Consider the following 22,557-nt stretch of genomic DNA (forward strand, 5'->3'; position numbering starts at 1 on the left):
TGCAAGATTATGTCGTTGTTTTCTACTGCGCCAGATCGGACATCAGTCCTGCTGCAACCGCGAGGCGCGAGACTGTCAGGTCGCCACCTTCCGTCAATGCTACCATGCGGTTCTTCACCTGCTCGATGCGCGCCCCATCGGCTGCAAACCAGGCTGCTGCCGGGTCCTTGTCCTTGGCGAAACGCTTGAGCGCCGCAATGGTGATACCGCGTGCGGCCTGCGTGATCGTATCGCTCGCACGTGACAGAGCAAGCCCGTCATAATAGTCCGTGACGGGGATGGAGCGCGCGGCTTCCTCGATGCGTCCGATGCGGAAAGCTTCCGAAACACCGAAATAGGTCTTGGCGGTTACAACCCGGTCGGCATCGGCCAGATGCGCAATCAGCGCGATGTCCGGCATGATGCCTGCAAGCTGCAGATTGGCAAGACGCTGAGCCAGCTTTTCCGGAGCACCCTTTTCCACGAAAGCAGCCTTATCGGCCTGCAGCGTGCTTTTCAGATATTCCGGCATCAGACCGTCGAAACGCGGTTCCAGCTCGGCACGTGCCCTGGTGATCGTATCCACCAGTTCCGTCAGATTGGCGCGTGTCGTGTCGTTGCGCAGCACCCAGGCCGTCGTCGCCTGCAACATTTCGCCGACGAGATGGTAGAACTGGTTCTGCACATCGCCCGGCACCTTGCTGTCGAGTGCATCGATGGCATCATAGATCGTATCTATATCGAAGCCATCACGCACCGCCACATAGGCGCGGACGATATCGGCAGGCGACTTGCCGGTCGTATCGGCCAGACGGCTGATGAAGGTGATACCGCCGCGATTGATGACATCGTTTGCCAGCAAAGTAGCGACGATTTCACGGCGCAGGCGATGACCAGAGATTTCCTCGGCATAAGTCTTGGTCATGCGCTTCGGGAAATAGCCGAACAGCAGCGACTGGAAGTAAGGCTCGTCCGGAAGCTGGCTTGCCACCAGATCGTCCGACAGCGACAGTTTGGCATAAGCAAGCAGAACCGCCAGTTCCGGGCGTGTCAGCGGCTGGCCCGCCTTCTGGCGTTCGGCCAAAAGCGCATCGGACGGCAGATTTTCAACCTTGCGGTCGAGAAGCTTGCGGTTTTCCAGTTCCGCCATGAACCGCGCCTGATAGGGCAGCTCTGCCAGACCCTGCCTTTCGCTGAGCGAAAGCGCCAGCGGCTGCAGATAATTGTTGCGCAGAACGAGTTCCGACACATCATCGGTCATGCTGACCAGAAGCTTGTTGCGTGCAGGGCGCTTGAGATTGCCTGAACGCATGGCAGCGGCCAGTGCGATCTTGATGTTGACCTCGACGTCGGAACAGTTCACGCCTGCCGAATTGTCGATGGCGTCCGTATTACCGCGACCGCCTGCCAGCGCATATTCGATACGCCCGCGCTGCGTTACGCCAAGATTTGCACCTTCGCCGATCACCCGTGCACCAACTTCCGATCCGGTGATGCGGATCGCATCATTGGCGCGGTCGCCAACCTGCGCGTCCGTTTCAGCGGACGAGCGGATATAGGTGCCGATACCGCCGAACCAGAGGAGATCGACCTTCGACTTCAGGATCGCGGTCATGATTTCCTGCGGCGTGGCGGAGGTCTTTCCAAGGCCGATGACTGCCGCTGCTTCCGGCGAGAGCGTAATCGTCTTCTGGCTGCGGCTATAGATGCCGCCGCCAGCCGAAAGCTTGGAGCGGTCATAGTCCTGCCAGCTCGAACGCGGCAGCTCGAACAGACGCTTGCGTTCGGCAAAACCGTCGGCTGGAACCGGGTTCGGATCGATGAAGATATCGCGATGGTCGAACGCAGCCACCAGCTTGATCTGCTCGGAAAGCAGCATGCCGTTGCCGAACACGTCGCCCGACATATCGCCCACACCGGCAACCGTGAAAGGTTCGGTCTGGATATCCATGTCGAATTCACGGAAATGCCGCTTCACGGCTTCCCACGCGCCGCGCGCGGTGATGCCCATGCCCTTGTGGTCGTAACCGGCAGAACCGCCCGATGCGAAGGCGTCGTCCAGCCAGAAATCATGCGCCTGGCTGATGGCATTGGCCGTATCGGAGAAGGTGGCCGTGCCCTTGTCGGCAGCAACGACGAAATAAGGATCGTCATTGTCATGGCGCACGACTTCCGCCGGCGGCACGACATGACTGTCCTCGATATTGTCGGTGACCGACAGAAGCGTGGAGATGAACACCTTGTAGGCATCGCGACCGGCTTCAAATACTGCATTGCGATCGCCGCCGACCGGCAGACGCTTCGGATAGAAGCCGCCCTTGGCACCAACCGGCACGATCACCGCATTCTTGACCTGCTGTGCCTTCACGAGGCCCAGCACTTCAGTGCGATAATCCTGCGCGCGGTCCGACCAGCGCAGACCACCGCGGGCGACAGCGCCGAAGCGAAGGTGCACGCCTTCCACTTCCGGCCCATAGACGAAGATTTCGCGATAGGGGCGCGGGTTGGGCAAGCCTTCGACCAGACGCGGATTGAGCTTGAAGGCGAAGGTGACACGCTGCTTGCCGTCGGCGTCCGGCTGGTACGCATTGGTGCGCAGCGTCGCTTCGATCAGATTGCGGAAACGGCGCAAAATCTGGTCGTCATCAATGCTCGGCACACCAAGCAATGCGGTCTCGATGGCATCGACCAGCTTCTTTTCAGCCGCATCGCGGCGCTTGGCCGATGGGTTGAAGCGCAGGTCGAACAGCGAATAGAGGTCGCTGGCGATTTCCGGATAACGGTTCAGTGCAGCCGCGATGAAGCCTTGCGAATAGGCAATGCCTGCCTGTTGCAGATAACGACCGTAGGAACGCAGGATCATGATCTGGCGTGCCGTCAGGCGTGCAGTCTGCACCAGCGCGTTATAGCCGTCATTGTCAGCCAGACCGTCCCAGACATTGCGGAACACATCTTCCAGCATCTCGCCATCGTCGGAAAGATCGACGGGAGCGCCATAGGCGTTCACGAGCTGCATGTCGTGCACGTAAACGGCAGCGCCGTCCTTGCCGGCATGCGGCAGGTCGATGGTCTGCTCGCTGACGACGCGGAAGCCCATGTTTTCCAGAAGCGGCACACGCTGCGACAGCACAACCGGCGCACCGTGATGATAGAGCTTCAGCGAAACCGCATCGGGACCATCGGTACGATAACGATAGAAGTCCACGAAAAGCGGCGCCTCTGCGCTCAAGCCAGCGATGCGCTCCGCATCGACCAGCGCTTCCGGCGCGGTGAAGATTTCGCGGTAGGACGGCGGGAAGCTTGCAGCAAGTGCGACGGTCTTTGCATCGGCACTGTCAGAGCTTTCACGTACGGCATCGTCCCATGTGCGAACGATGGAACGCACTTCCGCTTCCAGCGCTTCGCGATCCACATGCGGCGTGGAGCGCTCATGACGCCGGATGACGAACTGGACGCGCGTCAGGCCATTCTGCAGGAAGACGGGGTGGAATTCGAAACTGTCGCCGCCATAGACGTCGACCAGATAATGCCCGATCTTCTCCCGCACAACCGAGTCGTAACGGTCACGCGGGATGTAGACCAGCACGGTGGCGAAACGGCCAAAACGGTCAAGACGCGGAACGGCGCGCACGCGCGGACGCTCGCCGAGCGCCAGGATCAGTTCTGCATTGGCCGTCAGGCTTTCCGCATCGATCTGGAAGAGCTCGTCGCGCGGATATTCTTCCAGCACATTGATGAGAGCCTTGCCCGAATGGTCCTCACGGTTGAAACCCAGATGCTTGATGACCGCATCGGCCTTGGAGCGGATGAACGGAATGCCTGCAACCGAACTAATATAGGCAACCGAGGTGAAGAGACCGACCAGGCGCAATTCGCCGATGGCCTCGCCCTTCTCGCCGAATATCTTCACGCCGACATAATCGAGATAGGAGCGGCGATGCACCAGCGAAAGCGAATTCGCCTTGGTGACGATCAGCGGCTCGTTGCTGTCGAGGAATTCCGTTACCTCGCGCGGCGTCACCGTGTCGTCGTCGTCCTTGCGCAGAACGCGCACCTCATTGTCGTTGAGGATGCCGAGCGTTTCCTTGACCGGAACCAGCTCGCGCTTGTCGCCCTTACCCTTGAAGGTCAGTTCGCGAAGGCCGAGGAAGATGAAACGGTCGTCGCGCAGCCATTCCAGAAACGCTATGGCTTCCGGCATGGCCGGATCGCCCGTCATTTCGGAAACGCGCTTGTAATCGGCAATTGCGCCATCGAGGCGCTTCAGCATCGGCTTCCAGTCGCTGACAGCGGCACGAACCTGTCCAAGCACGCGCTTGATGGCCGCAGTCAGGTCGGCCTTGGCCTGCTTGTCGAGGGCTGGAAGATGAATCTGTACCAGGCTGACGCGCTCAACGCCCTTGGCAGGAGCAAGCTGCGATGCTTCGCCCAGAATGACCAGCTCGTCCTTTTCGCGCGCAATATCCAGAACCGGATGCACGACCATGAAAATCTGGCTGGCATGATCGTTCAGCTCACCCATGATGGAATCGAGCAGGAACGGCATATTGTCGTTGACGATGGTGATGACGCTCACCGGGCGACCGTGGCGTTCGATACCGTTATCGACGCTGATGATGCTCTTGCCCTTGCGATAGGATTCGAGGGCGGCATAACCGTGACGGGCTGAACTGTCGAGAGCGGCAGCATCGTAAGCGGCCAGATCTTCTGGCGGCGCCCATTCGAAGAGAAGCTGCGAGAAGGCCGTAAGCGCCTTCGACTTTCCTCCCTTCTTCTCCTCCTTGCTTGCCTTGGAACCCTTAACCTTGCTCGACCGATCCTGCTTTGCAGTCACGTCGGATACTCCTGTCATGATGGCAATGCGCGCCAAACTAGCAGATTAGGCATTGGTTTCGATGGCAATTCGTTGAAAATAACGAAAAATTTCCCGGAAAGTCAGAAAGACCGTATTTAATCCATTTAATTTGGAACAAAACTTCGAAAACTTCCCGCGAAATTTCGGAATATGCCAGCGGATTTCTCCGCGAGGTTCAAAAGACACCCCAAAAGAGCAAAGCAGCAGGCCGACTTCGCCACATTTCAGACTAAAGTTGCTGATGATTCTGAAAAAATAAACAGACACTCAGAGCTCGATCAGGTGATCGTCCAACTCGTTGACATTGTCGGGTCCCGCCGGGAAATGCTTCTCCAGCAAAAGCCCGGCCTGACCGATGGCCAGCACGAACCCCTCAGTCACTTGCGCGCGCGATGCATGATGGATGAGCACTGCCACGATCGCGTTCCACTCCTCCTGTTCGACACGCGCATGGATGCCCGCATCGGCGATCACTTCCGCATAATGTTCGGCCATTGAAACGAAGAGCAGAATGCCGGTGCGATGCTCGGTGATATGGACATTGCGCGCCAGAAACTGTTGCAACGCATTGAGATGGGCGCGCTTGTAGCGGATGCGGCGCGGCACCAGCAACATGCGTATGGCCGGAAAAAACCAAAGCACCAGCATCGCGGTCAGAAACGCCGCCAGCACCGCAAGCCCGAACATGGGCAGGCGGATATCGAACCAGTACCAATGGGCGAGAAAGGCCGCGATCACCGAGGCTATCAGAATACCGCAAGTCGCGACAAAGCCTGCCGCAAAGAAATAGTCGTCGCTCGAGCGCGCCAGGACGGCATAGATCTCGCCGCTGGTCTCCGTTTCCGCCTTGCGGATGGCCTCGGCAATGCGTACATGGTCCTCGGCGCCAATCAGCGTTTGATGCTTCATCCTTGCGTCTCCCTACCAGCTACCCGAGGCACCGCCGCCACCGGATGAACCGCCGCCACCGGAGAAACCACCGCCTCCCCCGCCGGACGACCAGCCACCGCCACCGCCCCAGCTTCCACCACCCCTGCCGCCAGAGCCGCCGCCGCGATTGTTGTAATCCATGACCATGCCGAGCCACTGATATTTGCCCGGCCCGATCTTGCGCCCGAAAACCGGCGTCAGGATCGCCATGCCGAAACCGCCGAAGAAGATCAGGCACCAGAAGGCGATGAAGACGACAAAGACCCAGTCGACATCATCCGAACTCGACTGCACATTGCGTTTGGCCCTCGCTTCAAGCTCTGCTGCATCGCCGGAAAGCACCGAAAGAATGCCGTCAACGCCCTGCATGATGCCATTCGAATAATTGCCTGTGCGGAATTCGGGAATGATGGTGCCATTGATGATGACGCTTGAAAGCGCATCGGTCATAACGCCTTCGAGACCATAGCCGACCTCGATCCGCACCTTGCGGTCATTAGGCGCCACCACCAGCAATATGCCGTTGTTTTCTTGGCTCTGCCCCAGCGCCCAGGCACGGAACAGACGGTTGGAATAGGTTTCGATGTCTTCGCCGTTGAGGCTCGGGACCGTCACCACCACCACTTGATCCGACGACTTCGCTTCAAAATCGGCAAGCTTCTGGGTCAGTTGCTGGCGCTGCGTTGGATCGATGATCCCCGCCGCATCCACCACACGGCCGGTCAAGGCCTGTGCAGGCTTTGGCGCATCTTGTGCAAGGGCTGCCGTGTGCAGCGTCAGCGCTGCGGAAAACAGCAGAAAAGCGAGCGCAAGGAGATGCCGCGGCCAGCGAAGGTCGCGACGATCATGCGAGAGTGCTGCACTCGCCCCGAAACGCATCATGAAACGCGCCGTCAGTTGAAGTTGACTTTGGGCGCGGCCTGACTGCCTGCATCGGCACTGAAGCTCTGCATCGGCTGCGCATCGCGATACCAGATCCACGTCCAGATCATCGTCGGCATGGTGCGCAGCGACGTGTTGTAGACGCGAACCGCCTCGATATAATCGCGGCGTGCGACGGCGATGCGGTTTTCAGTACCTTCAAGCTGCGACTGCAATGCAAGGAAGTTCTGGTTGGCTTTCAGATCCGGATAGCGCTCGACCACCACCATCAAGCGCGACAGCGCGCTGGTCAGATTGGCCTGATTATCTTGAAACTGCTTGAAGAGCTCAGGATTATTGAGCGTCTCCGGTGTGATCTGCACTTGCGTTGCCTTGGCGCGCGCCTCGATCACGGCCTGCAGGGTTTCCTGTTCGTGGGCGGCATAGCCCTTCACGGTCTCGACCAGATTGGGCACGAGATCGGCGCGGCGCTGATACTGGTTTTGTACCTCGCCCCAGGCGGCTTTCGCCTTTTCCTCATTGGTTGGGATCGTGTTGAAACCGCATGCCGAAAGCAGCGGAACCAGAACAACCAGACCAAGAGCGATGAAAATACGGCGAAAAGAGAAAGAAGTGGCAACGGTCGCAGCCGACATGGATTTCTCCTGAAAAGGGCGCTTTGCCAAGCGCCGGGAAAACAAATCTGTCACCCGCACATACGCGTTCACGCAAATGCGAGCCGTCAAATCAACAAGATAGACGAAATTCACTCGTTTTCCAGTCGATTTGAACAACAAGGTAAAACCGCGAACAAGACTGCCCGATTTCAGGAATGCAATCGGAAAGCGCCACCTTCAAGCGCCGCGCGGACAGCGGCCAGCGTTTGACTGCGCGAAAGCCCTTCCGTGGCCAGCACGTGCGGCTCAAGCGGACCCAGCGCTGACAATTGCTTATGCAGTTCCGCAATCGGCCCCGGATCGGTCAGCGTATTGCCGCCCCGCTCGCGGCAGCGCCGGATCGCTTCATCAAGCGACGGCCTCAAAACTATATAATGAAGCGGCGCGGCAAGCGTTCGGAACGGCTCGAGGAACCATGGCCCGATTATCCCGTCGACGATGACGAAATAGCCACCATCGGCATAGGCCTTCGCCACCCTGGTCAGCGCCTCCATCACGATGGCATTTTGCGCATGGGCTTCCGGCAGGTAAGGCTGGATCGCACCGTTCTTGATGAAATGCCAGAAATCATCCGAATGAAGATGAACCTTCGGCGAACCGGGCTGGTTCGCAAGTATCTCGGCGGTTGTGGTTTTACCGGCGCCCGGCGTGCCGGTCAGGATAAGAATTTCACCAGAATGTTCCATGTCGGGTTTCGTAGCACAATGATCGCTATCCGTCAGCCGGGTCGTTTCTGACGAGAGTGGCTATGCTTAGCCCAACAAAAAAAGCGGCGGATTGCTCCGCCGCTTTTTCAAAACGTGAAACTGCGCGAAAGATTATTCGCTTGCAGCTTCTTCAGCCGGAGCAGCAGCTGCTGCGGCAGCTTCAGCGGCCTTTGCAGCAGCTTCTTCTTCAGCCTGCTTGGCCATGGCCAGACGTTCCTGGGCCTTCTTGCCCGGCTCACCCTTGGTCGGGTTGCTGCGGGTCGGACGCTTTGCAAGACCAGCCTGGTCGAGGAAGCGCAGAACGCGGTCGGTCGGCTGTGCGCCCTGTGCAATCCAATGCTGGATGCGGTCGGCATCGAGCTTCACGCGTTCAGCGTCCTTGGCCAGCATCGGGTTCCATGCGCCAACGGTTTCGATGAAGCGGCCGTCGCGCGGGCTGCGGACGTCGGCAACAACGATGTGGTAGTAAGGACGCTTCTTGGAGCCAGCGCGGGCCAGACGAATCTTCAGAGACATTTTTTCTTTCCTTTAGACAATTGCTTCGCCCGAGGGATGGCCGGGACAAAACGGGTTAGACCGTCAGTACGGTCGTTGTTTTGGCGCGCATCTTACCCGAAAACCGTTTCACACTTTTCGGGATGCGCTTTACTTTCCGCCGTGGTTTGCGGCGGCATGCTCATGGTGCCGAATGACTTCCTTCACGATGAAGTTCAGGAATTTTTCGGCGAAATCGGGATCGAGATGAGAGTCGACTGCAAGGGCACGCAGACGTTCCACCTGACGCTTTTCGCGGGCCGGATCGGCCGGTGCGAGGCCGCGCTCGGCCTTCAGAACGCCGACAGCCTTGGTGCAGCGAAAACGTTCGGCCAGCATATGGATCAGCGCTGCATCGATATTGTCGATGGAGGCGCGCAATGCCAGAAGTTCAGCCGGTGCAGTGTTCTGTTCGTCGCTCATGATGCTCACTTCTTCTTCGGTAGGCCGGGAAGGCCGCCACCAAGACCAGGAAGCTTGGGTCCGCCCAGGCCGGGCAGTCCACCGCCGGGAAGCCCCGGCATTCCACCCTTGGTCAAGCCCGCTGCTTCCGCCTGCTTGGCAAGCGCTTCAAGCTGCTTCGGGTCCATCTTCGACAGATCGGGCATGCCGCCGAGGCCACCCATGCCGCCGCCCAGACCACCAAGGCCCATCTTGCTGGCAAGACCGCCCATCATCTGCTTCATCATTCCGCCCTTGCCCTTGCCCATGACCTTCATCATGTCGGCCATCTGGCGGTGCATCTTGAGAAGCTTGTTGATGTCGGCAGCAGTCGTGCCGGAACCTTTGGCAATGCGCTGCTTGCGGCTGTGCTTCAGGAGGTCGGGATTGGCGCGCTCGGCCCTGGTCATCGAACCGATGATGGCGAGCTGGCGGTCGAACACCTTGTCGTCGAGACCGGCTGCTGCAGCCTTGTCCTTCATTCCGCCCATGCCGGGCATCATGCCCATGATGCTGCCCATGCCGCCGAGCTTCTTCATCTGGCCCAGCTGATCGGCAAGATCATTGAGATCGAACTTGCCCGACTGCATCTTCTTGGCCATCGCCGCGGCTTTTTCCGCGTCGATGTTTTCAGCAGCCTTTTCCACGAGCGAAACAATGTCGCCCATGCCGAGAATACGGTCGGCGATGCGCTTGGGATAAAATTCCTCCAGCGCATCCATCTTTTCGCCGGTGGCGATCAGCTTGATCGGCTTGCCGGTGATGGCGCGCATCGAAAGGGCTGCGCCGCCACGACCGTCGCCGTCCATACGGGTCAGGACGATGCCGGTAATGCCAACGCGATCATCGAAATTGCGCGCCAGATTGACGGCATCCTGACCGGTCAGGCTGTCGGCAACGAGCAGGATTTCATGCGGATTGGCGGCCTTGCGGATATCCGCCATTTCCACCATCAGCGGCTCGTCAATATGCGTGCGGCCTGCGGTATCGAGAATGACGACATCGTGCGCGCCGAGCTTTGCAGCCTGTACGGCGCGCTTGGCGATTTCCACCGGCGACTGGCCGGCAATGATCGGCAGTGTGTCCACGCCGGTCTGAATGCCAAGCTGGCGAAGCTGTTCCTGTGCGGCGGGACGGCGCGTATCGAGCGACGCCATCAGCACCTTCTTGCGCTGGCGCTCGGTCAGGCGCTTGGCTATCTTGCCGGTGGTGGTCGTCTTGCCCGACCCCTGCAGACCGACCATCATGATGACGACGGGCGCAGGCGCGTTCAGGTCAATCGCAACGCCTTCGGTGCCGAGCATCTCGACAAGCTCGTCATGGACGATCTTGACGACCATCTGACCGGGCTTGATGCTTTTCAGGATTTCAGCGCCGACGGCCTTCTCACGAACGCGGTCGGTGAAGGAGCGAACCACTTCCAGCGAAACGTCAGCCTCGATCAGCGCGCGGCGCACTTCGCGCAGCGCTGCGGTCACGTCGGCTTCAGAAAGAGCGCCGCGTCCGGTAAGGCCGTTCAGGATGGAGCCAAGGCGCTCCTGAAGTGATTCAAACATTGCGTTTCCTTTTAATCCGAGAAGAGGCTTATGCTTCGTCAGGGATAAATCGTCCCGTGTGTCTGCCAGTTCAAGAACCAACCAAAGCGATACAGCACCCGAGGGCGCATCGCGCTGTCGGATGTGGACCTCCGGGATCTCTTTATACCAAATGGGTCCCGGTCGGTGGCTCGCGTTCTGAAGATCGCGGATAGATTGGAGCTGGCTTTAAGGCGATCAGCCCCCAATGTCAAGCAAAAGGCCCAAAACACAATGAAACCGGCCCCGGTTTAAATTCGGGGCCGGCACATTTTCCTGTCCTGTTATTGCGTGGCCATACCGGCAAGTGGATCGCCAATGCCCAGCACATAAAGACCGATCATCAGCAACGTTCCCGCCAGAACCACATAATAGATCGTGGGAATGATGGTCATGCGCAGGGTCGTGCCTTCGCGGCCCAGCAAGCCGACCGTAGCCGATGCGGCCACAACGTTGTGGATTGCGATCATGTTGCCAGCCGCCGCACCCACCGACTGACCGGCAACCATCAGCGCACCGGAGATGCCGAGCCCTTCCGCCACACCATACTGGAACTGGCTGAGCATGAGGTTCGACACCGTGTTGGACCCGGCAAGGAACGCACCCAGCGCACCGACGGACGGGGCGAAGAACGGATAAACATTTCCGACTTCCGTTGCCACCCACTCCGCAACCATCAGCGGCATGCTGATGAGTTCCTTGCCGTTGACGCCGGAGTTGATCATGACGCGCACCATCGGCACGGTGAACAGGAGCACGAAGCCCGCACCCAATAGCGTTTTGGTGCTTTCTCCGAAAGCCTTGGCGAACTGCCCGCCATTCATGCGATGCAGGAAGAAGGTGATCACGCAGACGATGACCAGAAGACCGCCCGGCAGGAAAAGCGGCGTGAAATCACCGCCAATCCCGGTTTCGCCCATGATGTCCTTGGCAACGAAAGTGATCGACTTCAGCGCATTGCCCACGGACGGGAACGTGCGGCTGACCACCAGAAAGATCGCCAGCAGAATGTATGGCGTCCACGCCAGAGCAAGCGGGATCTTCTTCGAGGTCAGCTCATCGAGCTTGATCTGGACGGTACCGACCCAACCTGCAGGCCATTCCGTAGCAGGCGGGAAATCCCAGATTTGCTTCGGCATGAGAAAGCCGCCGCGCGCCGCAAATGTCGCCAGCGCAAGCCCGACCAGACCGCCGATCATGGACGGAAATTCTGCGCCGAGGAAAACCGCGCTCAGTACATAAGGAATGGTGAAAGAGAAGGCCGCAAACAGCGCGAAGGGCAGAATGGCAAGGCCTTCCGTCCAGGAGCGGTTGCGCCCGAAGAAGCGGGTCATGATGACCACGAGGAACAGCGGCATGAACGTGCCGCAGATTGCGTGCAGGATAGCCACTTCCGATGTGATGATGTGGAAGAATTGCTCCCAGCTTGATCCCGCGCCCTGCAATTGCGCCGTCAGAGCCTCGCGATTGAGACCCGACTGGACACCGACGATGAGCGGCGTGCCGACAGCACCGAACGACACAGGTGTGGACTGGATGATCAATCCGAAAGTAACGGCGGCAAGCGCCGGAAACCCGACAGCCACCATCAGTGGCGCGACAACCGCAGCAGGCGTGCCGAAGCCGGATGCCCCCTCGATAAACGAGCCGAACAACCAGGCAATCAGGAACACCTGAATGCGGCGGTCCGGGCTGATTTGGGCAAAACCGGAGCGGATCGCAGAAATGCCCCCCGAATATTTAAGCGTGTTGAGAAGCAGAATCGCCCCGAAAATAATCCAGAGCAGACCTGCTGTCTGGATCAGCCCCTGAATGGTCGAGGCGATGACGCGGTTACCGCTCATGCCCCAGATCGCCATGGCGATCACCACAGTCAGCACATAGGTCACCGGCATTGCAATGCGGGCCTGAATGCGAAATCCAACCAGCATGACGCCGGCTACGAGAATTGGCAGAAACGCAAATAGCGCAAGAAATCCGTTCGACATGTGGCGTCCTCCCCGTCAATGTCGCGAATGTTGAAAATCAACAATGAACCGCTGGTAAAGAATTTTTACCAGTAAGGCCATAAGCAATAGGTATGAAAGCCACAGCTTCCAAGCGAAAAATTTCACTCGCCGTCTGGAAGCCAACAAAAGCTTGCTGTTCTTGTGCAAAAATGCTTGTAAACGCGGCATTTCGCACCCGCCTCTGCCCGCTTTGCCGTTGCCGCATGACATTTGGTGTAAGGAATGGCAAATTCGCGTCGAGGTCGAATCAACTCCAAAGGAGAAACGAATGGCATTGGTTGCCAAGGGCCGTTCTTGGACGGCAGCAGCAGTTCTTGCAGTGGGCATGATGACGGGAACAGGCATTGCCGAGGCAGCCCAGTGCGGCAATAACGCCGCCGGTTATAATGCCTGGCTCCAGCAGACGGTGAAGGAAGCCGCTTCGCGTGGTATCGGCAAGGCCGGGATCAATGCGCTGGGTAATACCAAGTATGCGCAGGCAACCATCAATGCCGACCGCAACCAGAAGAGCTTCAAGCTCTCCTTCGAACAGTTCATGCAGAAGCGTGGCGCTGATACCATCATCAAGCGTGGCCGTGCGCAGAAGCAGCAGAACGCCGCTCTCTTTGCCGCAATCGAAAAGCGCTATGGCGTCCCGGCCGGTCCGCTTCTCGCAATCTGGGGCATGGAAACCGGTTTCGGTGCCTATCTCGGCAAGCAGCACACGCTGTCGGCCGTCGCGACACTCGCTTATGATTGCCGTCGCAGCGACTATTTCACCGACCAGCTCTATGCAGCCCTTCAGTTGATCGACCGTCAGGATCTCAATCCGAATGCGGTCGGCGCTATGCATGGTGAAATCGGCCAGACGCAGTTTCTGCCGGTCAACGTTCTGAAATACGGCGTCGACGGCGACGGCAGCGGCCATATCGACATGGCGCGCTCCAAGGCGGATGCGCTCTATTCGACGGCCAATTTCCTCGTCGGCCATGGCTGGAAGCGCGGTGCAGGCTATCAGCCGGGCGAGCCGAACTATGGTGCGATCCAGGGCTGGAATGCTGCACAAGTTTACCAGCGCGCCATCGCCGTCATGGGCAAGGCCATCGACGGCAAGTAAAGGCTGAAATCGCAATTCTGCTTTGAAATTGCCGCAGAAAAGCCTCAAAATTCACAAAATAGCCCCAAATTTTGGGGCTATTTTTGTATCTTTTCCTGCGATTTTTCACGTTTGGGAAAGAAAACCATCAATTTAAGCCGTCCAGAACAAGGCAAAACGGCCCCTGTCGATCTGAAAGGAGCCGTTTAAGGAAGCGTTTTTTGAAAGCCGGGCAGACCCAGATCAGGCAGGATCGGGCCGCTTGAAATCACCCGTCTGGTGATCCATCACCCAAAGCTCGCCGGTCGAAATATCGAACCATGCGCCATGCAGGCTAAGCTTGCCCTTCTTCTCCAGGATATCGACGCAAGGGAATGTGCGCAGATTGTTGATGGAGTAGCGGATCGAGATGCGCTCCAGCGCGGTCTGGCGTTCGGTTTGCGTCATGAGCTGGTTGCCGCTGATAGCTTCTGCGGCAGGCGCGATCAGGCTCATCCATTTGCCGATGAAGTCACCCGGCGAAAGCGGCGCGCTTTCGGTGTCGAGCGCAGCCTTGATGCCGCCGCAGCGACCATGCCCCATGACGACGATATTCTTCACCTTGAGGCTTTGAACCGCAAATTCCAGCGCTGCCGAGGCCGCATGATATTCGCCGTCGGGCTCGTAGGGCGGGATGAGATTGGCAACATTGCGCAGGACGAAGATTTCGCCGGGCGCCGTGTTGAAGATGGTTTCGGGAGCCGCACGTGAATCACAACAAGCGATAACCAGCGTTTCCGGTGATTGTCCCTTGTCGGCCAAATGGCGATAGCGTGAAGTTTCGTGGGCAAAATGCTCGCGCATGAAGGTTCGATAACCGGCGAGAAGTGAGTCTGGAAGATCAACCATATTTTTCCAATATCCCTATCGAAAACCAAGATCAATCGAAATGCATCAAACGGGCTGCGTCCAATTGGACGCATAAACGCCGTTCGCTTTCATACAGGCTTCTCAAGCCCATATCGCCATACGAAGACCGAAAGCATCGCGTTCCACATGGTCGGGATGCGGACGTGCTTCTCCGCGCGCATGACGACCAGCCACGAGATACATGGCACAGGCATCGAGAAAGTCATCCTCCCTGGCACCACGCGGAACAGGACTTTTCAAAAAATCCTCGGGCAATCCGCAACTGTGCAGCAATGCCCGGCGTTCGGTCATCCCTTCCGGATTGACACGGCTTTTGATCTTCTTCGGCAACGCCATAGCCTGCCTGCCATTCAATGCTGCAAAAGCGAGCTCTGGATGCGATTCGATGACACGCGCGGCAAGCCCCGCGTCGGAGGAGAGCAGAGTATCGAGTTCACGGATTTTGGGAAAAAGCCCGAAAGCCTGCCGGGAAACCTTGCGCGGCGGATCCGTATGTTCAAGCGACAGGGCGCAACTCTCGCGATAATCCTGCGCATAGACGGCGGCACGTGGCGGAATGGAAAAAACGCTCGATTGCCGCTGGCCAAGATGAGCCCGCGCGGCACGCTCTGCCGAACGGCCGCCCTTTTCCGGCAGGCCGATCGGCATATCGACGGCAATGATCGCGCTCTCCAAAAGCGACGCCACCAAGACGGAGAAACTGCCGAACACTTCCGCTCGCAAGCTCCCGCCCTCCCCTATCACAGCGATCCAGCCGCCGGGGCAGCCATCAACACCAGCGAGCGCGGTGGCCGGAGATGTCGTCAAGCGCGTAGACCCTTGGTCGGATGCATCAACCGCCGCGTCTGTACCATGGCCATCGGCGTGGCGAGGCTCGACGCATCGGCCTCCAGCATCAGCTCATCCGCCCCACGCTTTGCCGAACGTGCCATGATTTCAAACACTGCTGCCGTGGTGCTTTGCAGCATCTTTTCTTCTGGCATGCCGGACAGGCGGCGCGCAAGGAACACGGCAGAGGTCAGATCGCCAAGACCATTGGTCGGACCTTCGACGCGGCGATGTTCAGCCATCAGCGCCATGGTCGGCGTGAGCAGAATATTGCCAATGCTGCCGCTCATCAGGGGAAAGGCCGATGTAACCAGCATGGTTGCCGGACCAGCCTCCAGCGCGGCTTCCATCAAGGCGGTATTGTCTTCCAGCGGAACACCGGTCAGCCAGGAAAGCTCGAAACGATTGGGCGTTGCGATATCGGCGAGCGGCAGAAGCTTGTCACGAATGCCCATGGCGGTCGCTTCGGGCACATAAAGCCCCTTTTCATCGCCGATGACCGGATCGCACAGATAGACCGCTTCCGGATTTTTCGCCTTCACGGCTTTGACCAGTTCGGCGACGGCTGCCGCCTGTTCGGGATGGCCGAGATAACCGGTCAGGATAGCACCCACCTCGCCAAGCCACGGCGCGCGCTGAAGATCCTGCATCAGGCGCGAAAACTCTTCCGCCGGCGGCACGATGCGTCCGGCAGGCCCATGGCCGGGATGCCAGGGCAGCACCACCGTCGGCACGGCCCAGACGGGAAAACCCAGAGTTTCCAACGCGAAAACGGCGGCTCGATTACCGACCGAACCGCGCACGACATGGCTTGAGATGACAATAACGGTTGTCGCATCCGAAGGCGCAGAAAGCGTCATTGGGTACCTAGCTTTGCATGAGATAGAAAATGAGCCAGACGATGATCGCCAGCGTGATGAGGAAGCCGAGCCCACGCCCGACACGCGTGGCCCAAAGCTCGATGGGATCATTTTCGGGCGCATCGGCAGCGGAAAGATGCTGCGCCGTGCGGGAAAACCCGCGCCGCATGATGCCTTCGGCACCGGTCTGCTCGCGTTCGAGCCGGTCGAGAATACGCCGGGCCTCTTCCTGACGCTCGCGTCCCGGCCCGCCGCCTTCCCCTATGCCCGCCTGCTGGCGCTCGCCCATGCTCTGCCTGCCTGTCGAATAAAATTGACAGGCACAGCATCACGCCCAAAGGACCGTTCTGCAAGCAGTTTATTGCAGTCTCATGCGAGCTTCACGATCAGCTTTCCGAAATTACCGCCTTCCAGCAGGGAAATGAAGGCTTTCGGCGCGTTCTCCAGCCCTTCGACGATATCCTCCCGATAACGCACCTGACCATCCGCAATCCATTTCGCCATGTCATGATAGAAAGCGGGCCTCTGGTCGGCAAAATCACGCTGGATGAAGCCACGAATGGTCAGGCTTTTCGACAGGATGTCGCGCATCACCAATGGCAGGCGATCCGGGCCATCGAAAGGACCGCTCCGATTATATTGCGCAATCAGGCCACAGACCGGCATACGCGCAAACTGGTTCAACAGTGGAAACACCGCCTCGAAAACCTTGCCGCCGACATTCTCGAAATAAACATCGATGCCCTTCGGGCAAGCCTGCGCCAGTTCCTGTGCGAAGTTCTCGCGACGATGGTCGACGGCCACGTCGAAGCCGAACTCATCAATCAAGGCCTTGCATTTATCCGCCCCGCCCGCAATGCCGACGGCACGCGCGCCTTTCATCCGGGCGATCTGTCCCACAGCGGAACCGACCGGCCCGGTTGCCGCAGCAACCACGACGGTTTCGCCGGACTTCGGCTGGCCGATGGTGAGCAGACCGGAATAGGCGGTAAAACCCGGCATGCCGAGAACACCAAGGGCTGTCGTTACAGGCGCTTCCTCTGGATCGAGCTTGCGCAAGGTCGAGACATCGGCGATCGCATAATCCTGCCAGCCGGAATGGGAAAGCACGATATCGCCCGGAGCAAAGCCCGCGCTCTTGCTTTCGACGACCTCACCGACCGTGCCGCCCTCCATCACGTCGCCGATTGCCACCGGCGCAGCATAGGATTTGGCCGCGCTCATACGCCCACGCATATAGGGGTCGAGCGACAAATAGCGCAGTCTCAGGAGAACCTCGCCGTCACCGGGGCTGGGAATCGCCGCTTCCTCCAGCCGGAAGTTTTCTGCGGTCGGTCGACCATCGGGGCGCGATGCGAGCACGATACGGCGATTGATCTTTTCGCTCATGAGCGGAACTCCTGATAGTGATGATCGGACTTCAAGTTTTGTTTATTTAGGGCGAGAATCGGAAAAGTTGAGCTCTTGCAATCGGGATCAAGCTATATATTCATTGTGAACGCCTGACTTGGAAATCTATTCCAAAGGCAGCGATTTTGGGCCATGTATCACCCTTTTTGCAGTGGGCTTTGAGCCTTTGGGTAAACAGCATGAATCAGGACAGACTTTTTCTCTTGAAACCGGGCTTTGAAGACCCGGCTTATCCCGTCCAGCTTTTCTATTGCTGGCATTGCGCGCTGATCGAGGGTGTTCTGGCTTCATTTCCGGAACTGGGAAGCAGGCTGGATATAGAACGTGTCGACTGGCAGCGCCCGCGCAAATCCGTCATAGCACTGGCAGGTGAAGACAACCAAAACCTGCCCTTGCTGATATTGAAGGACGGTGACCGCTCCGCATTCGAGACCGGTATGCATGAAGGGCGTTCGCTGATTGGCGACCCGCACAAGATATTGGCCGCCCTTGCAGAGCGGCACGGATTTCCTCTGCCTCATCCCTGAAACAAAAACCCCGCCACAAGGGCGGGGTTTCGCTTGGGGGACAGTAAAGTGCCTATCACCTCATCCTGAGTTCATCGAAGGACGAGGTGATCAGCGCATTGCTTACTTCATCGTCGGGATGACAAACTCGGCACCGTCATTCACACCATGCCGCGCGCCCGCAGCGAAGCGAGGACGCGCAAGCAAAGAATCGTCTGGGGTTACTTCATCGTCGGGATGACGAATTCTGCCCCATCCTTAACCCCAGACGGCCAGCGCGAGGTGACGGTCTTGGTCTTGGTGTAGAAGCGGAATGCATCCGGGCCGTGCTGGTTGAGATCGCCGAAGCCGGAAGCCTTCCAGCCGCCGAAGGTGTAATAAGCGATCGGAACCGGGATCGGCACGTTGATGCCGACCATGCCGACCTGAACGCGGCTGGCGAAATCGCGGGCCGCATCGCCGTCGCGGGTGAAGATGGCAACGCCGTTACCAAATTCATGTTCATTCGGCAGAGCAAGCGCTTCCTCGTAGTTCTTGGCGCGAACGACCGAGAGAACCGGGCCGAAGATCTCTTCCTTATAGATGCGCATATCCTTGGTCACGTTGTCGAACAGGCAGCCGCCCATGTAGAAGCCGTTTTCATAGCCCTGCATCTTGAAGCCACGTCCATCGACGACCAGCTTCGCGCCTTCCTCGATGCCGAGATCGACATAACCGCGAATGCGATCAAGAGCAGCCTGCGTGACAACCGGGCCGTAATCGGCAGAATTGTCGGTGGACGTGCCGATCTTCAGCGATTCAACGCGTGGGATCAGCTTTTCCATCAGGCGGTTGGCGGTGTCTTCACCGACCGGAACGGCAACGGAAATTGCCATGCAGCGTTCGCCAGCCGAACCGTAACCGGCGCCGATAAGCGCATCGACGGTCTGGTCCATATCGGCATCGGGCATGATGAGCATATGGTTCTTGGCGCCGCCGAAGCACTGCACGCGCTTGCCGTTCGAGCAGCCGCGACCATAAATATACTGGGCAATCGGCGTGGAGCCGACGAAGCCGATGGCTTGCACCTCCGGATCATCGAGCAGTGCATCGACCGAATCCTTGTCGCCATTGACCACATTGAAGATGCCAGCCGGAAGGCCTGCTTCCATGAACAGTTCAGCAAGGCGCATCGGGACGCCCGGATCGCGTTCGGACGGCTTCAGAATGAACGCGTTGCCACAGGCAATCGCCGGACCGGCTTTCCACAGCGGGATCATGGCCGGGAAGTTGAACGGCGTGATGCCCGCAACAACACCGAGCGGCTGGCGCATGGAATAGGTGTCGATGCCCGTACCGGCATTGTCGGTGAATTCGCCTTTCAGCATATGCGCGGAACCGAGGCAGACTTCCACCACTTCCAGACCGCGCTGGATGTCGCCCTTGGCGTCGGCAATCGTCTTGCCATGTTCGCGGGCCAACAATTCGGCCAGGCTGTCATATTCGGCTTCGACCAGTTCGATGAACTTGCGCAGGACGCGGACGCGGCGCTGCGGATTGGTCGCGCCCCAGGCTGGCTGTGCAGCCTTGGCGTTTTCAACGGCGGCGCGCACTTCAGCCTTGGTGGCCAGCGCCACTTTCGCCTGTACCGTGCCGTCAAGCGGCTGGAAAACGTCGGCAGTGCGACCGCTATTACCGGCAACGTGCTTGCCGCCGATGAAATGTCCGATATTGCGCATCGAAGAACCTCCCTGATGATCGCCTTGAGGAGCCGCACGGCTCCCATCGTTGGCGCCATCTTGACTCTGCAAATTCGTGATTGCAAGACGCTGAAAAGCGTATCCGTTGTGCAAATTTTATAGTAATCAGGAAACATATTCACGCAGAGAGCATCATGAACTGGGACGATATTCGCATTTTTCTCGCCGTCGCCCGCTCAGGCCAGATTCTGGGTGCGGCCAAAAGGCTGGGCCTCAACCACACGACTGTGGCCAGACGGCTGACCGCGCTTGAAACGGCGCTGTCCACCACGCTTCTGACACGCCGCACCAACGGCTCGACGCTGACACAGGCCGGCGAGGAGTTTCTGCTTGCTGCCGAACGCATGGAAGCCGAAATGCTTTCCGCCCGCTCGCAGGTCGGCAATGCTGATATTGCCGTATCCGGCACGGTGCGCATCGGCGCGCCAGACGGTTTCGGGGTCAACTTTCTGGCGCCCCGGCTGGCACGGCTGACACAGAAATATCCCGATCTTACCATCCAGTTGGTGCCGGTGCCGCGCTCGTTTTCGCTGTCGCGCCGCGAAGCGGATATCGCCATTACGGTCGAACGCCCGGAACAGGGGCGGCTTATTGCGCGCAGGCTCGTCGATTACACGCTCAGTCTCTATGCGCATCGCAGCTATCTGGAAGAAAACGGCACGCCGGAAACCACTGACGATCTCGCCCGACACCGGCTTATCGGCTATGTGGAGGATCTCGTCATCAATCCGTCGCTGGCCTATGCGCCAGAGATCAGCCGCGACTGGAAACCGGCCTTCGAAGTATCGAGCGCGCTTGGACAGGTCGAAGCCGTGCGGGCCGGTGCGGGCATCGGCATATTGCACGCCTTCATCGCTCGCGCCGATCCAGATCTCGTACCCATTTTGCCGGATCGGGTTATCCGCCGCGCCTATTGGCTCGCCTATCATGAATCCGCCCGCACGTTGCGGCGCGTCACCGCCATATCGGCCCTGATTTCCGAACTGGTCGAAAGCGAAAAATCGCTTTTCAGCTAAATCAATTGAGCTTCATATAAGCGATCATGACGCCGACGATCATCGCAGCCGGAACGAACAAGGCGTCGAGGCCGATGAAATAATGGCCGAGACCGCCGCCAACAGCGCCCAGCATCAGGGACAGCCAGACCGCCACATGCTGCAGCCAGCGCCATTTCGGCGTTTCACCACGCAGCGAACAGGCAAGATCGGCGGCAGCATTGAAGAGCGTTCCGGTCACATAGGTCACGCCGAGACGCGCAGCCCCGATAGGCTGCACCGCAGCATTCTGTGCACCCATGGCTGCGGCAAGCAACAGCACCGGCTGGACAAGCATCGCACCCTCGCCCCGTAGCACACCGACCAGCAGCAAGATCACGACGACGCTTGCCATTACATAGAGACTGCCCCAGCGCCCATACGCACGCACGACAAGTGTGCCGAAGAAGGCGCCACCGAAGAAAAGAACAATCAGGATCGCGGGGAACCAGATCAGCACCGTGCCTTGCACGCCAGGCTGCCCCGCGAGCGCGACACCAAGCTGCGTGGTGTTGCCGCTCATGAAGGATGCAAAGAAACCGCCCAGTTGCAGGAAGGCAATCGCATCGACGAAACCCGCCGCTGCCGTGAGAACCAGACCGAGCGACAGTTTGGAATTCGGTGTCATTTCAGTGAACTTCGAGAAAGGAAACGACCCGGCTCAAAAAGGCCGGGCCAGGCAATTGATCTGATGCTCACGCACGTTTGACGATGCGCAGGATAATCAGAAGGATGGCAGCACCTATAAAGGCGTTGACGATCGCGGCGATAATCCCTCCGCCAACGGAAAATCCGAGACGCGGCAAAAGCCAGCCCGCAAAGAATGCGCCGATCACGCCGACAATGATATTGCCGATCAGGCCGAAACCGCCACCCTGCACAACCTTACCGGCCAGCCAGCCGGCGATGAGACCCACGAAAAGAAATACGAGAAGACTTCCAACATCCATGCGCTTTTCTCCCTCTCAAAACGCAACCGTTTGGCGCGCCTGGAGCGAGTTGACAATATGTTGGTCACGCGCACAAGAGGGGCAGGAAAATTTGAGCTCACCCTAAAACTGCAGCGCATTTTGAGGATGGGCCAGGAAATTACGGGACCAGATGCCGGAACGCGGCGACAACTTCCTCGTAAACCTTGCGCTTGAAGGGAACGATCAGTTCCGGCAGCTCGACCATCGGCTTCCATTCCCAGCGGTCGAACTCGGCCGTATGCCCGCCGGGCGGCGGATTGATGGCGATCTCGCTCTCGTCGCCCTCGAACCGATAGGCAAACCATTTCTGCGTCTGGCCGCGATACTTGCCCTTGAGCGCCTGGCCAACCAGATGCGGCGGCAGATCATAGTTGATCCAGTTCGGCGCTTCTGCAAGCAGCGATACCGACTTCATGCCGGTCTCCTCATAGAGTTCGCGGATAGCTGCTTCGATCGGGTCCTCGCCCTTGTCGATGCCGCCCTGCGGCATCTGCCAGAGCTGGGTCGCGCCGTCCATCTCGTCGCCGGGAATGACGATACGACGGCCAGCCCAGACCAGACCGGCCTTGTTCAGCACCATAAGTCCGACACATGGGCGGTAGGGCAAACTTTCAGGATCGACAGGACCTTTGTGCTTCGACATGACATTCTCCATGAT

At 58.7% G+C, this 22,557-nt stretch carries 21 protein-coding genes; 3 read left to right on the top strand and 18 right to left on the bottom strand.

Annotated features, from left to right (window positions below):
* Positions 1 to 22: 22 nt before the first annotated feature.
* The 9 genes from ACYSN1_RS19150 to ACYSN1_RS19190 all read right to left on the bottom strand — a co-directional run bounded on the left by ACYSN1_RS19150 (position 23) and on the right by ACYSN1_RS19190 (position 12,546).
* Complete coding sequence (locus ACYSN1_RS19150) at positions 23 to 4,813, bottom strand: NAD-glutamate dehydrogenase (protein WP_461727161.1); 4,791 nt, start codon at positions 4,811 to 4,813, stop codon at positions 23 to 25.
* A gap of 288 nt (positions 4,814 to 5,101) precedes the next feature.
* Positions 5,102 to 5,743: a TPM domain-containing protein gene (locus tag ACYSN1_RS19155; RefSeq protein ID WP_461727116.1), complete on the bottom strand. Its 642-nt coding sequence runs from the start codon at positions 5,741 to 5,743 to the stop codon at positions 5,102 to 5,104.
* Between the two features lie 12 nt (positions 5,744 to 5,755).
* Positions 5,756 to 6,646: a TPM domain-containing protein gene (locus ACYSN1_RS19160; protein ID WP_461727117.1), complete on the bottom strand. Its 891-nt coding sequence runs from the start codon at positions 6,644 to 6,646 to the stop codon at positions 5,756 to 5,758.
* Between the two features lie 11 nt (positions 6,647 to 6,657).
* Positions 6,658 to 7,281, bottom strand: coding sequence for a LemA family protein (locus ACYSN1_RS19165; protein ID WP_461727118.1), 624 nt, complete (start codon positions 7,279 to 7,281; stop codon positions 6,658 to 6,660).
* Positions 7,282 to 7,451: 170 nt separating this feature from the next.
* Positions 7,452 to 7,988: an ATP-binding protein gene (locus ACYSN1_RS19170; RefSeq protein ID WP_461727119.1), complete on the bottom strand. Its 537-nt coding sequence runs from the start codon at positions 7,986 to 7,988 to the stop codon at positions 7,452 to 7,454.
* Positions 7,989 to 8,120: 132 nt separating this feature from the next.
* Complete coding sequence (gene rpsP / locus ACYSN1_RS19175) at positions 8,121 to 8,525, bottom strand: 30S ribosomal protein S16 (RefSeq protein WP_010661492.1); 405 nt, start codon at positions 8,523 to 8,525, stop codon at positions 8,121 to 8,123.
* 129 nt (positions 8,526 to 8,654) lie between these two features.
* Positions 8,655 to 8,966 carry a chorismate mutase gene (locus ACYSN1_RS19180; protein ID WP_109988980.1) on the bottom strand — a complete coding sequence of 104 codons (312 nt, stop codon included), beginning with the start codon at positions 8,964 to 8,966 and terminating at the stop codon, positions 8,655 to 8,657.
* 5 nt (positions 8,967 to 8,971) lie between these two features.
* Positions 8,972 to 10,540, bottom strand: a complete 1,569-nt coding sequence (gene ffh / locus ACYSN1_RS19185; RefSeq protein ID WP_109988960.1) for a signal recognition particle protein — start codon at positions 10,538 to 10,540, stop codon at positions 8,972 to 8,974.
* Positions 10,541 to 10,842: 302 nt separating this feature from the next.
* Positions 10,843 to 12,546 (bottom strand): L-lactate permease, encoded by a 1,704-nt coding sequence (locus ACYSN1_RS19190; RefSeq protein ID WP_461727120.1) that lies wholly within the window; start codon positions 12,544 to 12,546, stop codon positions 10,843 to 10,845.
* Between the two features lie 289 nt (positions 12,547 to 12,835).
* On the opposite strand from ACYSN1_RS19190, the gene ACYSN1_RS19195 reads away from it, so the two are divergent.
* Complete coding sequence (locus ACYSN1_RS19195; RefSeq protein WP_461727121.1) at positions 12,836 to 13,663, top strand: lytic murein transglycosylase; 828 nt, start codon at positions 12,836 to 12,838, stop codon at positions 13,661 to 13,663.
* A 222-nt stretch (positions 13,664 to 13,885) separates the two neighbouring features.
* Here ACYSN1_RS19195 and ACYSN1_RS19200 read toward each other — a convergent pair whose 3' ends face one another.
* The 5 genes from ACYSN1_RS19200 to ACYSN1_RS19220 all read right to left on the bottom strand — a co-directional run bounded on the left by ACYSN1_RS19200 (position 13,886) and on the right by ACYSN1_RS19220 (position 17,628).
* Positions 13,886 to 14,530 carry a carbonic anhydrase gene (locus ACYSN1_RS19200; protein ID WP_461727122.1) on the bottom strand — a complete coding sequence of 215 codons (645 nt, stop codon included), beginning with the start codon at positions 14,528 to 14,530 and terminating at the stop codon, positions 13,886 to 13,888.
* A gap of 102 nt (positions 14,531 to 14,632) precedes the next feature.
* The gene (locus ACYSN1_RS19205) at positions 14,633 to 15,358 is read right to left on the bottom strand and encodes a DUF429 domain-containing protein (protein ID WP_461727123.1); all 726 of its coding nucleotides are present in this window, start codon (positions 15,356 to 15,358) and stop codon (positions 14,633 to 14,635) included.
* Positions 15,355 to 16,239 carry a pyridoxal kinase PdxY gene (gene pdxY / locus ACYSN1_RS19210; RefSeq protein ID WP_461727124.1) on the bottom strand — a complete coding sequence of 295 codons (885 nt, stop codon included), beginning with the start codon at positions 16,237 to 16,239 and terminating at the stop codon, positions 15,355 to 15,357. Before pdxY ends, ACYSN1_RS19205 begins: the two co-directional genes overlap by 4 nt.
* A 7-nt stretch (positions 16,240 to 16,246) precedes the next feature.
* Positions 16,247 to 16,528 carry a hypothetical protein gene (locus ACYSN1_RS19215; protein WP_461727125.1) on the bottom strand — a complete coding sequence of 94 codons (282 nt, stop codon included), beginning with the start codon at positions 16,526 to 16,528 and terminating at the stop codon, positions 16,247 to 16,249.
* Positions 16,529 to 16,608: 80 nt separating this feature from the next.
* A complete protein-coding gene (locus ACYSN1_RS19220) occupies positions 16,609 to 17,628 on the bottom strand; it encodes an NADP-dependent oxidoreductase (protein ID WP_461727126.1) in 1,020 nt (339 codons plus the stop codon).
* A 200-nt stretch (positions 17,629 to 17,828) separates the two neighbouring features.
* On the opposite strand from ACYSN1_RS19220, the gene ACYSN1_RS19225 reads away from it, so the two are divergent.
* Entirely contained in the window at positions 17,829 to 18,176 is a 348-nt protein-coding gene (locus ACYSN1_RS19225) for a DUF3088 domain-containing protein (RefSeq protein ID WP_461727127.1), read from the top strand.
* 200 nt (positions 18,177 to 18,376) lie between these two features.
* Here ACYSN1_RS19225 and ACYSN1_RS19230 read toward each other — a convergent pair whose 3' ends face one another.
* The gene (locus ACYSN1_RS19230) at positions 18,377 to 19,873 is read right to left on the bottom strand and encodes a CoA-acylating methylmalonate-semialdehyde dehydrogenase (protein ID WP_461727128.1); all 1,497 of its coding nucleotides are present in this window, start codon (positions 19,871 to 19,873) and stop codon (positions 18,377 to 18,379) included.
* 155 nt (positions 19,874 to 20,028) lie between these two features.
* On the opposite strand from ACYSN1_RS19230, the gene ACYSN1_RS19235 reads away from it, so the two are divergent.
* Complete coding sequence (locus tag ACYSN1_RS19235) at positions 20,029 to 20,910, top strand: LysR family transcriptional regulator (protein WP_461727129.1); 882 nt, start codon at positions 20,029 to 20,031, stop codon at positions 20,908 to 20,910.
* Position 20,911: 1 nt separating this feature from the next.
* Here the strand turns inward: ACYSN1_RS19235 and ACYSN1_RS19240 are convergent, their stop codons facing one another.
* From ACYSN1_RS19240 to ACYSN1_RS19250, 3 genes are all read right to left on the bottom strand, one after another.
* Positions 20,912 to 21,556, bottom strand: coding sequence for a YoaK family protein (locus ACYSN1_RS19240; protein ID WP_461727130.1), 645 nt, complete (start codon positions 21,554 to 21,556; stop codon positions 20,912 to 20,914).
* 67 nt (positions 21,557 to 21,623) lie between these two features.
* Positions 21,624 to 21,878 carry a GlsB/YeaQ/YmgE family stress response membrane protein gene (locus ACYSN1_RS19245; protein WP_029929435.1) on the bottom strand — a complete coding sequence of 85 codons (255 nt, stop codon included), beginning with the start codon at positions 21,876 to 21,878 and terminating at the stop codon, positions 21,624 to 21,626.
* A 139-nt stretch (positions 21,879 to 22,017) separates the two neighbouring features.
* Positions 22,018 to 22,542 (bottom strand): RNA pyrophosphohydrolase, encoded by a 525-nt coding sequence (locus ACYSN1_RS19250; protein WP_461727131.1) that lies wholly within the window; start codon positions 22,540 to 22,542, stop codon positions 22,018 to 22,020.
* Positions 22,543 to 22,557: the final 15 nt, after the last annotated feature.

It is taken from the genome of Brucella sp. LJL56 (assembly GCF_054871705.1).

Excerpts from the sequence above, each read along its gene's own strand:
- ACYSN1_RS19245 (WP_029929435.1), bottom strand. The coding sequence starts at position 21,878 with ATGGATGTTGGAAGTCTTCTCGTATTTCTTTTCGTGGGTCTCATCGCC.
- ACYSN1_RS19170 (WP_461727119.1), bottom strand. The coding sequence starts at position 7,988 with ATGGAACATTCTGGTGAAATTCTTATCCTGACCGGCACGCCGGGCGCC.
- ffh (WP_109988960.1), bottom strand. The coding sequence starts at position 10,540 with ATGTTTGAATCACTTCAGGAGCGCCTTGGCTCCATCCTGAACGGCCTT.
- ACYSN1_RS19165 (WP_461727118.1), bottom strand. The coding sequence starts at position 7,281 with ATGTCGGCTGCGACCGTTGCCACTTCTTTCTCTTTTCGCCGTATTTTC.
- ACYSN1_RS19225 (WP_461727127.1), top strand. The coding sequence starts at position 17,829 with ATGAATCAGGACAGACTTTTTCTCTTGAAACCGGGCTTTGAAGACCCG.
- pdxY (WP_461727124.1), bottom strand. The coding sequence starts at position 16,239 with ATGACGCTTTCTGCGCCTTCGGATGCGACAACCGTTATTGTCATCTCA.
- ACYSN1_RS19190 (WP_461727120.1), bottom strand. The coding sequence starts at position 12,546 with ATGTCGAACGGATTTCTTGCGCTATTTGCGTTTCTGCCAATTCTCGTA.
- rpsP (WP_010661492.1), bottom strand. The coding sequence starts at position 8,525 with ATGTCTCTGAAGATTCGTCTGGCCCGCGCTGGCTCCAAGAAGCGTCCT.
- ACYSN1_RS19240 (WP_461727130.1), bottom strand. The coding sequence starts at position 21,556 with ATGACACCGAATTCCAAACTGTCGCTCGGTCTGGTTCTCACGGCAGCG.
- ACYSN1_RS19215 (WP_461727125.1), bottom strand. The coding sequence starts at position 16,528 with ATGGGCGAGCGCCAGCAGGCGGGCATAGGGGAAGGCGGCGGGCCGGGA.
- ACYSN1_RS19235 (WP_461727129.1), top strand. The coding sequence starts at position 20,029 with ATGAACTGGGACGATATTCGCATTTTTCTCGCCGTCGCCCGCTCAGGC.
- ACYSN1_RS19160 (WP_461727117.1), bottom strand. The coding sequence starts at position 6,646 with ATGATGCGTTTCGGGGCGAGTGCAGCACTCTCGCATGATCGTCGCGAC.
- ACYSN1_RS19230 (WP_461727128.1), bottom strand. The coding sequence starts at position 19,873 with ATGCGCAATATCGGACATTTCATCGGCGGCAAGCACGTTGCCGGTAAT.
- ACYSN1_RS19220 (WP_461727126.1), bottom strand. The coding sequence starts at position 17,628 with ATGAGCGAAAAGATCAATCGCCGTATCGTGCTCGCATCGCGCCCCGAT.
- ACYSN1_RS19155 (WP_461727116.1), bottom strand. The coding sequence starts at position 5,743 with ATGAAGCATCAAACGCTGATTGGCGCCGAGGACCATGTACGCATTGCC.
- ACYSN1_RS19200 (WP_461727122.1), bottom strand. The coding sequence starts at position 14,530 with ATGGTTGATCTTCCAGACTCACTTCTCGCCGGTTATCGAACCTTCATG.
- ACYSN1_RS19180 (WP_109988980.1), bottom strand. The coding sequence starts at position 8,966 with ATGAGCGACGAACAGAACACTGCACCGGCTGAACTTCTGGCATTGCGC.
- ACYSN1_RS19250 (WP_461727131.1), bottom strand. The coding sequence starts at position 22,542 with ATGTCGAAGCACAAAGGTCCTGTCGATCCTGAAAGTTTGCCCTACCGC.
- ACYSN1_RS19195 (WP_461727121.1), top strand. The coding sequence starts at position 12,836 with ATGGCATTGGTTGCCAAGGGCCGTTCTTGGACGGCAGCAGCAGTTCTT.